This window comes from Paenibacillus agaridevorans, from assembly GCF_018604145.1.
GTDB lineage: Bacteria > Bacillota > Bacilli > Paenibacillales > Paenibacillaceae > Pristimantibacillus > Pristimantibacillus agaridevorans.
In genome coordinates, this window is record NZ_CP075889.1 from 21840 (window position 1) to 34262 (window position 12423).

General features: G+C 53.8%; 8 protein-coding genes and 1 riboswitch. Of the genes, 7 read left to right on the forward strand and 1 reads right to left on the reverse strand.

What is annotated here, in order from left to right; all coding sequences use genetic code 11:
• The first annotated feature begins 95 nt into the window (after window positions 1–95).
• The 7 genes from KJW29_RS00080 (at window position 96) to KJW29_RS00110 (ending at window position 10902) form a co-directional block, all read left to right on the forward strand.
• Window positions 96–1217: a hypothetical protein gene (locus KJW29_RS00080; RefSeq protein ID WP_214628281.1), complete on the forward strand. Its 1122-nt coding sequence runs from the start codon at window positions 96–98 to the stop codon at window positions 1215–1217.
• Window positions 1214–2737, forward strand: a complete 1524-nt coding sequence (gene wsfD / locus KJW29_RS00085; RefSeq protein WP_214628282.1) for a glycan biosynthesis hexose transferase WsfD — start codon at window positions 1214–1216, stop codon at window positions 2735–2737. Before KJW29_RS00080 ends, wsfD begins: the two co-directional genes overlap by 4 nt.
• On the forward strand, window positions 2737–4299 hold the full coding sequence (locus KJW29_RS00090) for a hypothetical protein (protein WP_214628283.1): 1563 nt from the start codon (window positions 2737–2739) through the stop codon (window positions 4297–4299). The genes wsfD and KJW29_RS00090 overlap by 1 nt, the downstream gene beginning before the upstream one ends.
• An 18-nt stretch (window positions 4300–4317) precedes the next feature.
• Entirely contained in the window at window positions 4318–5565 is a 1248-nt protein-coding gene (locus KJW29_RS00095) for a glycosyltransferase family 2 protein (RefSeq protein WP_214628284.1), read from the forward strand.
• 33 nt (window positions 5566–5598) lie between these two features.
• On the forward strand, window positions 5599–7674 hold the full coding sequence (locus KJW29_RS00100) for a cellulose biosynthesis cyclic di-GMP-binding regulatory protein BcsB (protein ID WP_214628285.1): 2076 nt from the start codon (window positions 5599–5601) through the stop codon (window positions 7672–7674).
• Window positions 7664–8518 carry a diguanylate cyclase domain-containing protein gene (locus KJW29_RS00105; RefSeq protein ID WP_214628286.1) on the forward strand — a complete coding sequence of 285 codons (855 nt, stop codon included), beginning with the start codon at window positions 7664–7666 and terminating at the stop codon, window positions 8516–8518. The genes KJW29_RS00100 and KJW29_RS00105 overlap by 11 nt, the downstream gene beginning before the upstream one ends.
• A 201-nt stretch (window positions 8519–8719) precedes the next feature.
• Window positions 8720–8888, forward strand: a riboswitch (cyclic di-AMP (ydaO/yuaA leader).
• Between the two features lie 187 nt (window positions 8889–9075).
• A complete protein-coding gene (locus KJW29_RS00110) occupies window positions 9076–10902 on the forward strand; it encodes an APC family permease (RefSeq protein ID WP_214628287.1) in 1827 nt (608 codons plus the stop codon).
• Between the two features lie 86 nt (window positions 10903–10988).
• On the opposite strand, the gene KJW29_RS00115 is transcribed toward KJW29_RS00110, so the two are convergent.
• A complete protein-coding gene (locus tag KJW29_RS00115) occupies window positions 10989–12074 on the reverse strand; it encodes a LacI family DNA-binding transcriptional regulator (RefSeq protein ID WP_214628288.1) in 1086 nt (361 codons plus the stop codon).
• Between the last annotated feature and the right edge of the window lie 349 nt (window positions 12075–12423).

Consider the following 12423-nt stretch of genomic DNA (forward strand, 5'->3'; position numbering starts at 1 on the left):
CTTCCCGTCGTTTCCATTTTATGATATTCCCGGAACCGGGATATACTAAGCGGGCATGGGACAAAGAACACCGGCATTAGGAAAGCGGGCATTTGATGATGGTTCGAATGACGGTCGCCATAGGTTTAGCGATAATAATAGCTTCTGTTTCTTGCGTATCTCAGCCGCATGCAGTACGTCAACAATCGGAACCAGGTCAGGCCGAGCAATTGGCGCTGGACTACCTTCGCAGGGAGCAGACCGGCGAATATGGCGTGCATACGAACCGGCTGGAGACGGATCAGACCGGGGAAGCGGCGAGCGGACATGAAGTGCTCAGCGAATCGGCAGGACTACTGATGAGATATTACGTTGCGCGAGGCAAGCGGGAAGAGTTTGCTGAAGCGTGGCTGACAGCGAAGCGGACCTTTGACCAGCCGGAAATCTTCGGCTATCGCTACAGCCCGAAAGTGGACAAGCTGTACGAAATAAACGCCGCAGTTGACGATCTTCGGATCATTCGGGCTTTATTCGAGGCGGCCGACATCTTTCAGAGCAAGGACTACCGCAAGGAGGCAGAGCGATACGGCGCACGGTTTCTTAAGCGCAACGCAAGCGGCAGCCGGCTCTATGATTTTTACGATACCCGTTACCATCAGACAAACGGATTTCTGACGCTTTGCTACGCGGACTTCCGCACGCTTGAGCGATTGGAGAAGTCGAGTCCGACAGCAGGAGCGTTGTCCGAACGGCTGCTTGACATCGTGGAGGAAGGTTATCTGTCCGACGAGTTTCCCTTTTATGCAACCAGATATGTTTACGAAAGCAAGAGTTACGACACGGATACGATCCAGATGGCCGAATCCTTGCTGACGGTTTTACATCTGGCGGAGATCGGGGCGGCGAAGGAGAGAAGCTTTGATGTTATAAGGGATTATGTGCGAAGCGGAACGCTTTATGGTCAATATGCCAGAGACGGGGAGCCTCGAAACGATGTGCGATCTACGGCGTTGTACGCGATTGCGGCCCAAATCGGATACGAAATAGGGGATCGAGTCCTATACGCCGATGCGATGCACAGAATGTCGGAGTTCCAGATTCTCGAAAAAGCATCCCCTTTGTACGGTGGATTCGGCGATACGTCTACGGGGCAATCGTATTCCTTCGACAATTTGATGGCTTTGCTCGCTCACACGATGAATCAAGAGGCAGACGAGGAAGGAGGACATTCGCCATGACGGTTACAATCAAGCAAGCTGCCGGAAGAACGGCGTTTATTGTCCGCTATTTGTCCCCTTCGCTGCTGGCGGCGATTCTGGCCGGGGTCGTCGCGTCTGCCGCTTTGTTCGTTCCGCCGTACGTCGGCATGGCGGACAACGGGGACTTCTCCCGCATTGTCTACGGGAACGGACTCTATTTTAATGCCCCGGACTATAACGGACAATTTTTTGGTTATTTCGTCAGGAAGTACGGCATCTTTCACTATTTCAACGAATACGCCGCTCTTTTTTCCTCGCAGTCCATTTTTATTCGCCTGTCTCTCGCGTTAAACATTTTGCTCTACAGCGCTGCCGATTACGACATTCGGTTTCAGGCTGTTATCTACGTTGCGCTTTTGATGGCAGCTTTGTATTTGCTCGTAGAAGGATTGACTTGGCGAGTGCCGAGAAAATACGGATATGCGTTCGCTTTGCTGGCCGTGTTCTTGTTCGCGGATACTGGATATACGGCTTACTTCAACTCTTTTTTCGGAGAAAGCGTGGTTCTCCTGATGGCACTGTTTATGACGGCATCCATCCTTCTAATATACCGGAAACGTTATAACGATTACGTGATGCTCTCATTATTCGCGGTTAGCGTCCTGCTGCTGACGACGTCCAAGCAGCAAAACGCGCCGGTTGGCATCATCTCCGCGATCGCCGGTTTGGCGTTCGTCTACCTGCGTCCCAAAAAGCTATACCGCATTGCCGCGGTCGGCGCGCTCTCGGTTCTGCTGCTCACCGGAGTTGCCACTTACGCGCTCATTCCTCAGCAATTCGTCAACATTAACCAATACCATGCCATGACCAGAGGACCGATGATGCTGTCCGAAGATCCCGAGGCGATGCTGGAAACATTCGGAATCGACAATCAATTTGCTTTGCTCGCCGGGACCAATTATTACGAGAGGTACACCACGATAGACGTGGAGTCCCCGATGCTCGCGGAGAGGTTTTATAAGAAATACGGCTTCGGATCGCTTGTGGCGTATTATGCGACCCATCCCACCGAAGCGATCGAGATGCTCGACCTGGCCGCAAGGCATGCCTTTACGATCCGTCCCGCCGCGATGGGCAACTACGAGCAAGCAGCAGGAAAGCCCTTTGGGGAGCATACGCGGTTTTTCACAGGATACAGCATGCTGAAAGAGGATCTGGCGCCAAAGACGTTCGGATTTATCGTCCTATGGATATGCATGGTAACAGGCTCCAACGCGCCTTCATTTGCGGCTGCCGTCAAGTCGCGGAACATACGAGACGCGACCAAGCTTCCCATGCTGCTTATGCTTATCCTGATTGGGCTGTCGGGGATAGCCGTTTCGATCATCGGGGCGGGGGATGCGGATTTGGCCAAACACTTATTTCTGTTCACGGTCATGTTCGATATCGTGACTTTCCTGGCGATCGGCGATCTCATGCTGCGGAAATATTGGCGTCAAGCAAAAGATGCCCAAGCTTCCGAAGCTGTCAAAGCAGTGGGAAGGGAGCCGATTATCTGATGAGGAGATGGGGCCGTTCGCTCGAGGTATCGCTGCTGCTTGCAACCTTGCTGTTCCTTCCGCATCACATTCGTCTAGCAGCAGGAGAGGCGGGGGGAAGCGGAGTCATGGTCGTCTACGACAGCCTTGGTCTCGGGACTCCGAACGAAGGCAACGTCGAGTCACTCCTTCGATTGCTTGGCGCTTTGGGCGTGCCGGCTTCCATTCATTCCATGGACGATGAGGATGTCGGTCTGAGGGCGAATAGAGGACTTATCGTCGTGCGGAATGCTCCGGAGCTTGAGGACAGTTATTCGCGGTTCGAGGCGTCAGAGCTTGCCCGCTATGATGGCCGCTATCTGCATGTAGGCTTCGGCATGCCGGAAACTTACGCGGATATGTTGGGACTTAAAATCGGCATGTCGATGGCCGAACCGGCGAAGCTGACGATTGGCCCCATCCGCATGGCCTTGCTTGGAGCCGCGGGAGAGCGGCTTCCTTACATAGCTGAGACATACGGCCATACGTTCGGCCGAATTGCCTGGTTAAGCACCGGCAGGCAGACGCCTTTCGGAGCAGTCAATGGAACGGTTGCAACCGTGCCCTTTTTTCGAGCCGACGCCGCCTCGGAGCTTGCAATGGCTTACGTATTAAAGGATTGGATGCAGCTGCCGGGAGAAGGCAAGCCGTATCTGCTCTATAAGGACATCTATCCGTTTACGAATCTGGATTTGCTTAAGGGTACGGCCGATGCGCTGTATGCGGCGGGAATTCCGTTCATCTATTCTGTCAGGCCGGTTTATGCCAATACGGATTATCCGGCCATGCATCGCTACCTGGAAGCGCTCAGGGTGGTTCAAGCGCGGAATGGCGCGATATTCGCGGACGCGCCGAACGTCTCGCAGGTCGCGGGCATTCAGAGCGAGAATTTGGCGGAGAAGACGGAGCTTTTCCTGAATGTGCTGGGCGAAGCCGGAGTCGTCCCCCTCGGCATGGGAGTCAGCGCCGAGCTGTATTGGCAGGCCGCTTCGGGCATTTCGAATGAAGGCCTGCTTCCTTTCGATACTCTGGTGTTGTATCCGCCGGGTCGAACGGCCGGACTGTTGCGTCCGGAAAGGCCTGCTCCCCGTTTGTTCGATTCTTCGATGCTGGCCGTCCGCTGGAGTGAGCTTGGGCCCTATTGGGAAGCGGGACGTCGTTACCCGCTGCCGGTCGATGTGGCGTTCGTGACGGAATTCTACGAGAGCGAACAAGAGATGAAAACAGCGATACAGAAACTGCAAGACAGTTGGATACCATTCGCCGATTACAAGGGGGGGACGCACGAAACTCTGACAAGCAATCATCGAATGGCATCCAAGGGCGGCATCTTGTCTATCGATGGGGAGCAGGTTGTCTTTAGCCGATCGGAAGAAGTCGTTAACCCGGATTACGACTATCGGGACGAAGCGCCGAGAAGCTTCGAACGTTTATTTACGGTCCAAAACTATATCTACCTTGCGATCATCGGTTTGTCGCTCGTCTTGTTCGGCGTTGTACTCCTGGTCGGATATCGCATCTACAAACGGAAATTCATGAAATGACGGAGGTTTAACGGCTTCATGACGACAGCGGATATAATCATGGTCATTGCGGTTTGCTGCATCTGGTCGCTTCTTCTCGTGAATGTTCTGCTTATTCTTGCCGGATACTTGTATTACGTGAAGTGCGAAAGAAAGGCCGAGACCCTCATACAGGGAGCGGCGCCGTACGTCAGCGTCATGGTTCCCGCGCATAATGAAGCGAAAGTTATTATACCGACCGTGGAATCGCTGCTTGCGCTGGATTATCCCCGGGACCGGTATGAAATCATCGTCATTAACGACAATTCCTCGGACGATAGCGCGGAGAGGCTGGGCATGCTCCAGAAAAAGTACAAGGGCCGCAACTTGACCGTCGTGAACACGGATTCCGTTACGGGAGGCAAAGGCAAGTCCAATGCCTTGAATATAGGGTTAACGCGGTGCAAGGGTGAATTGATAGCCGTCTACGATGCGGATAATACCCCCGAGCGCAAAGCGCTGCGCATTTTGGCCGCGGAGATGGCGGACGAAAAGCTTGGAGCCGTTATCGGCAAGTTTCGCACCCGCAATCGCGACGCGAGCCTTCTGACGCGGTTCATTAATGTCGAAACATTGTCTTTCCAATGGATGGCGCAGGCAGGCAGGTGGCAGCTCTTCAAACTATGTACGATTCCCGGTACGAACTATCTGATGCGAAGAAGCATTCTGGAGACGATTGGCGGATGGGACGTAGACGCGCTGGCGGAGGATACGGAGATCAGCTTCCGCATCTACCAATTGGGTTACCGAATCAAGTTCCAGCCGGCTTCCGTTACCTGGGAACAAGAGCCCGAGACGCTGCCTGTGTGGTTCAAACAACGATCCAGATGGGCAAAGGGCAATATCTACGTCATCGTAAAAAACATGCCTCTTTTACTCAAGCGGCAGGGGAAAGGGATTCGGTTCGATCTCGTTTATTTCCTGTCCATCTACTTCCTGCTGTTGACCTCGCTTCTGATGTCGGACGCGCTTCTTGTTCTGAATGCGATCGGACTTGTCCACACGACGATAGCAGGCTTTAGCTCGCTTCTATGGACGCTGGCCGTCATCCTGTTTATCGTCGGGACGTATATTACGCTCACGACGGAGAGAGGCGAGATGAACTTGTCCAATCTGTGGATCGTGGCGGTTATGTACGTTACTTATTGCCAGCTTTGGCTGGTTGTAGCTGCATACGGCCTCTATGCCTATGCAAGGGATATGATCTTGAAGAGAGAGACGAAGTGGTACAAGACAGAACGATTCTAGAAAAGGTTGTTCAAATAGAAAGGCGGAAGGGCAATGAGGAGAACGTACTTGGCGGTCATGAGCGGCGCGGCGTTAGCGCTGATGCTGATAATCGCCCCTGCAAGCAGCCAAGCATCGGCGGAACGGTATTCCGTAGCTTTATTTGCGGGTGATGTATCCCTGCGAGGAACGTTCGCTTACGAACAAAGCTACTTCGAAATTCCCGACTACTGGAATGTCGATAGTATTTCGCTCAGACTGGACTACAGGGCGACGCCTCTTGCGATAAAGGAGCAATCCAGCGTGACGCTGCTTATAAACGGAACGCCCTTCCACTCTTTTCGTCCCGTCGTCGACGGGGATAGCGGGACAAGTCTGCAGCTTGATATTCCGAACGAGCTGCTGGTACAGGGGTCCAATCAACTGACGATTCAGGGCGGCCTTCGAACGCGCGAGTCGGAGAAAGGATGCGTTGTCGAGGACGTTCGGGATAACTGGCTCCATGTGCTCCAAACATCGGCAGTCGATATCGATTACGAGGCGAAACCGCCGAATGGATCGATTCGGGACTTCTATCACCGCTTTACCGGAGTGGATGCCGGCCTATTGGACAATCGGTTTATTGTGTTGCCGGACGATCCGGATATTATGGAGCTGGAGACCGCGGCGCACATCTTGTCCGGCTTTGCCCGGGCAAGCGCGTCAAAGGAGGAGACGATCCCGCTTGTCTCCTATTCGGACAATAACTGGAGAACGTCCCCGCTTGTCGTTTTCGTATCCTTACGAGAACATTTGCCATCGGAACTGCATGCAGAGTTTAACGGCTTAAACAATGGCGAGGCTCGTATTCAAATCGTAGAATCGGCTGCGGGCCATGTGCTGGTCGCAACATCCGACGATCCGGAACTGCTGGTTAAGGCGGGGCGTCTGCTTGCCAATGAGGATCTGGCATACCAATTAAACGGCAAGGTCAAGACGGTCTCTGCGGATACGGACGTCGATACGCCGCCGGTTTCCGTTAACCGCTCAGTCAGGCTGACGGAGACAGGAGACAAGCTGGTTGGGGAGCATCATCAAGCGCGCCATTATTTCGTTGCCCTCCCGGCCAATCGTTCCATTGCGGAATCCAGCAAGATCAGGCTTGACTTCCGATACGCGGGCAATCTCGATTTCTCCCGTTCCCTGGTAACGATCCTGATCAATGATAAGCCGGTCGGGAGTAAAAAGCTGAGCGAGGAGCGGGCCGACGGCGATTCGATTACGCTGCCGATTCCGAAAAACTTGCTCGTAACCGGCAATTTTACGGCTACGGCGGCATTCGACCTCGAGCTGCCCGAAGGTTATTGCGTCCAAAGCGAAGAGCAGAATCCATGGGCCTTTGTGAGCGCCGATTCCGAGATGCAGCTGAATACGCTTGATCGAACCGAGCTTCTTCTCGACAATTACCCGTATCCATTCCTGAGAGATGGCCTGTATCACAAAACCGCGGTTATCGTGCCTAAAACAAAGGATCGTTACGTGCTCTCGTCAATTGCCGGTCTCTTCTCGCTGCTCGGGCAATATGCGGAAGGCAATACGGGAGAACTCGCATTTTATGACGACGACGCCGATCCTGCGGGTTATCGCGACGGCAATGTTGTCGTTATCGGAACCTATAAGGATAACGAGTTGATACGTGGAGTCAACGATCAATTGTTTTTCCGTTTCGGAGTAGACGGAGGGACGGTTCTTTCCAATGAAAAGAAGACCCTGGATCCCGACTACGGTTCGCGCATCGGAACCTTGCAGCTGCTGGAATCACCATGGACTCCTGGCAATGGACTGCTGGCTATTACCGGCTCGAAGGGGGAAGACGTCCTGCTCGCAATCAAGCTGCTGACTTCGGAGAGTCAGCGCTGGAGAGTAAGCGGAGACGCCGTGCTGACCGATCGCGACGGGGTGGTGGAGCCGTATCGGTTCAAGCCGGAGAAGGGGGCGGTCCCGGTCAGGACGTTCGCTGGCATTGTCGAACGCGAGGATACGCTTGCGTTTGTGACGGCGGCATCGCTTGTGCTCGTTCTCGTACTCCTGTCGCTCGCGCTCCTTGCGCGCAAATACCGGAAGAACAGAGGTGGCGGCAATGGGACGTAACGCCGGCAGCCTAATGTCCGACGGCGGTTACTTGTCGTTCATTATTCTCTGCTTTCTCGGAATTATTGTCGTATCGGGCGATCCGGATCAATACCTGGTCAATATTCTCCTGCTCAACGCCGCCTTTATGATTGGCATTCTGACCTATTTTACGAGCGTAACGACAGGGCTCGTCCTCAATATCGTATTCCTGTTAGCATACGGAACCTATACGTTGTACCGGACGATGGCTATTGGCGACACGTTGTCGGCGTCGTCGTACTTCTGGCTGCTGCTAACGCCGTTGTTTACGGGGGCGATCTGGATGATGACAAGCGGCATGCTGCGGCTTCAGGCGGAGGCCCAGTCGTTAAAGGAGATAAATGGGCGCCTCGCGACGATGGACCGGCATACGAATTTGCGCAACAGCTTGTTGTTCCAAAAGGACGCCACCGTCTTTATGGCTTTGTCGGTACGTTACGGCATTCCGCTGACGCTGGTCGTCATGCAGATTCGATACTGGCGCGACGTTCGCCGGATGATCGGCGAGAGCGACATAACGGAAGCGCTGATCCAGCTATCGGAGCTTGGCGAAACAAGCATTCGAAGCAACGATTCCCTGTATATGCTGGACGAGGAGAACGCGACATGGGGACTTTTGCTGTTTACGGACGGCGACGGCGCCAGAATCGTGGCCAACCGGATTAAAGCTAATCTGGAGCAGTTTAATAAACGTGAGGGTGACGGAGGCTTTCGCGTCGAATTCCAGCTGCGGATCGGCGAATATCAATATGACGCGGAGACCATTGGATCACCGCTTGAGCTCATCGACATGGCGAGGAAGCAGTTGGAGTATGATGTGTAGACGCGGAGGCAAGCTGGACAAGTCCTTCGCTTGAATTTACGAGGAGATCTCGGATAAAGGCGAGAAAAAACGATATCCGGGGATCAAATGAATAAGAAGCAACTGCTGCGAGCGTTTTATTGGCCATCTTTGAATTGAAACAACCGTTTTTGAGCCGAAATGTCGTTTTACACCCGTCAATAAACGAGTTATGATCACTACATCATAAATTCGCTGAGTCTTCTTGAGGACAATGAAGAAGAGCGGGGGAACCAAACGGCGCTTATCGTTAAAAACAAGCGTCAGGGGTGAATCGGCAAAACAACCGCCGTAGGGCTATCTAATGGCCCGAATCCGTCAGCTAACCTCGTAAGCGTTATTGGAATGGGTATGACTTCGGCTCGTTAAGCCGCAAGGTGCTGCCTTGCGGCTTTTTGCTGCGCAAAAACCGGCATGGGCCCGCCGGAATGCCGCAGCAGACGAAGTAGAAACCTTCCCTTCCAGCCAACATTGCACAGGGGAGATGGACGAATTGAAAAAAACAACGATGAAAAGGTTCCAGTTGGGCGGTGGCTCCGATGTTATCCGCGCTTAAACGAGTGTTGATCGGAAGACCGCTAAAGTCGACGGAGCTTGGCGAGCAGAAGTTAAACAAAACAAAAGCGCTGGCGATTCTCTCGTCGGACGCGTTGTCGTCCGTCGCCTACGGCCCCGAACAAATTCTGCTTGTGTTAATGACCGTCGGCATGGCCGCGTTCTGGTATTCCATTCCGATCGGAATCGGCGTCCTGCTGCTGCTGACGGCGCTTATTCTGTCATATCGGCAAATTATATACGCCTATCCGCAAGGGGGCGGCGCTTATGTCGTCTCCAAAGAAAATCTGGGCAAGTACCCCGGCCTTATCGCCGGCGCATCTTTGTTGGTCGACTATATTCTAACGGTAGCGGTCAGCGTCTCGGCCGGAACCGATGCCATCACCTCCGCATTTCCGAGTTTGCATGCGTATACGGTGCCCATTGCCGTCGTATTCGTCATTCTGCTCACGCTGCTCAACTTGCGGGGCGTAACGGAGTCGGCGTCCGTCCTGGCCTATCCCGTATATTTGTTCGTTCTTGCCTTGTTCGTTCTGATTGGTAAAGGATTGTACGACATGGCATCGGGAGCGATTCCGCAGGAATTGCATACGCCCGTAGGGACGCCTGTGGCGGGCATCGGACTTTTCCTGCTGCTGAAGGCATTCGCTTCCGGCAGCTCCGCGCTGACAGGGGTCGAAGCGATCTCCAACGCAATCCCGAACTTCAGGAAACCCGCGCCGGTCAATGCCTCCAGAACGCTTGCCGCGATGGGGATTTTGCTCGCGATGCTATTCTCGGGCATCGTTGTGATGGCCTACGAGTACGGAATCGCGCCGATTGCGGAGGCGACGGTCGTCTCGCAGATCGCGGAGGAGGCGTTCGGGCGAAACTTCATGTATTATGCCATTCAGGGAACGACGGCGCTTATCCTCATCTTGGCGGCCAATACGGGTTATTCCGCTTTTCCCATGCTCGCGGTCAATCTGGCCAAGGATAAGTTTATCCCCAGAATGTTTACGGCGAGGGGCGATCGGCTTGGATATTCCAACGGCATCATCATGCTTGGCATCTGTTCCATCCTGCTCATCGTGCTTTTTGGCGGACATACGGAACAGTTGATTCCGCTCTACGCGGTCGGCGTATTCATCCCGTTTACGCTGTCGCAATCCGGCATGATGCGCAAGTGGCTTCGGGAGAAGCCGGCCGGCTGGGGGATCAAGCTCGCGATTAACACGGTCGGCGCGGCGATCAGCCTAGTGGTGACGATGATGTTTTTCCTGACGAAGTTTCCGCAGGTATGGCCCGTGCTCGTATTCCTGCCCGTCCTGATCTGGTTGTTGCTCGGCATTAACAGGCATTACGGTGCGGTAGGCGAGCAGCTTGGCCTATCCACGGGCGAGCCGGTGGAGGCTATCGAAGGCAACGTTCTGATCCTGCCAGTGGCAGGGATCACTCATGTCGTGGAGCAATCGCTGAGCTACGCGAGATCGCTTGCCGCCAGCCAGATCATCGCGGTATACGTGCCGTTCGAGCGGGAGGAGGAAGCCGCGTTCCGGGACAAGTGGAGCAAGCTGCATCCGGACGTCAGGCTCGTCACCTTGCATTCGCCGTACCGGAGTATCATACAGCCGCTCATGAAGTTTATCGACGTCGTGGACCGCAAGGCCAAGGAAAATCACTACCAGGTGACGGTCATCATTCCCCAATTCATACCGAAGAAGGGCTGGCATAACTTCCTGCATAACCAGACCAGCTTCTATATCCGGACCCGCCTTCTGTATCAGAAGGACGTGATCGTCACGACCGTTCCTTACCATCTGAAAAAATAACTTTGCCGTCCAACAAAAAGAACCCCCGGAAACGAGCAAGCCGAGCTTGCCCGTTTCCGGGGGTATTTCTGTTGGCTGACATGCGCCTATTCGTTGACGACGAGTCGGCCCCGAATCAGCTTCCGCTCGTAGCTTGCCGTTGGATGGGGGATACGCCAAAGCAATTGGTCCACGGCTCTTACGCCCAGGATCTCTTCCTCGACGTTGACCGTTGCGACCGTTACGCCGGCATGAGAGTTGTCGAAGCCGGTAAAGACTACGCCTTCGCTGGATGGATCAAGTTCCTTTACCGCTTTGGCTAACAAACTTGCGTAATAATCGTTGGCGCATACGAAAACCTGAGGGAGCGGTCTTGTCGCAAATGCTTCTCGCAGCGCCTCGTCGCAGCCCTCGTATTCTAACAGAAGCAGGGCCGGAATCTGATGTTGGGGAAGCCCGGCATCCATCAGAGCGGCGTTAAAACCCAGCCAACGCTCATAGAAGCTATAAGCATCGGCGATTTTGCCGACGAATTGGTACTCCCGATATCCCCTGCCGAGCATCGTCGACATGATTTCGTTGATGCCGGCCAGATTGTCGGAGAAGATACTGTCGCATGGGAAGTCCTTGTCCCAATGATCGACCATGACAACGGGCTTGCCTAGGCGGCGGCATTCGTGCAGGATGGGCGAAGCGATGCTTCCGACGGCAAGCACTCCGATGATGGCTTCCGGGTTCAACAGCGAGAATAACGAGTGGATGTCGGGTTTGACCAGCGTAACAAAATGAATGCCTTTCTGGTTCAACGCGGCTGATATCCCTTCGAACAGCGGCCCCCAGTATGCGGATTCCGGATTCTGCGACCTTACGTCCGGGAAGAGGACAAGCACCGTTCCCGTCCATTCGCACTGTTCCGTCTCCGCTTGCGTTTGCTCGTCGCGTCGCCGGGGCCTTATTGCGGGCGATATATCCTTTCGGTAGCCGAGCTCCGCCGCCTCCGCTTGCTCGTCGCGTCTCCCGGGCGTTACTGCGGGCGATATACCCTTTCGGTAGCCGAGCTCCGCCGCCTTCTGCAGTATCAGCTCTCTGGAATGCGCGCTTACGCCGGACTTGCCGGCCAACGCGCGCGATACGGCATATTTGGACAAGCCGACGCTCTCGGCGATTTCTTGCATCGTTATTTTGCCTCGCATTAGACTTCTCCTCGTCGTTTATTGGGAATCCAAGATTGTATATTTAAACGGCGCTGCGGTTTCGCCTTGAACGCACAGTAAAGAAAAGAAAAGAAAAGAAATTGAAATAAAAGAAATTGAAAGAAAAGTAAAGGGAAAATCCCCCTCTAATCTCGCGACTATACCGGATTTTGCAGCTTTATGGGGAAAACCTCCCACTATTCTCTATCCAATTGACGTATACCATCCATTCAACTTGAAATAGAGGGACCATTTCCCTCTAACACATCGAGGAAACCAAAGATGAGTAAATTAAATGGAGTTTTTCCCCTTATTCAAAATATAGGAAAAAAGTATAGGATCTCGCCGC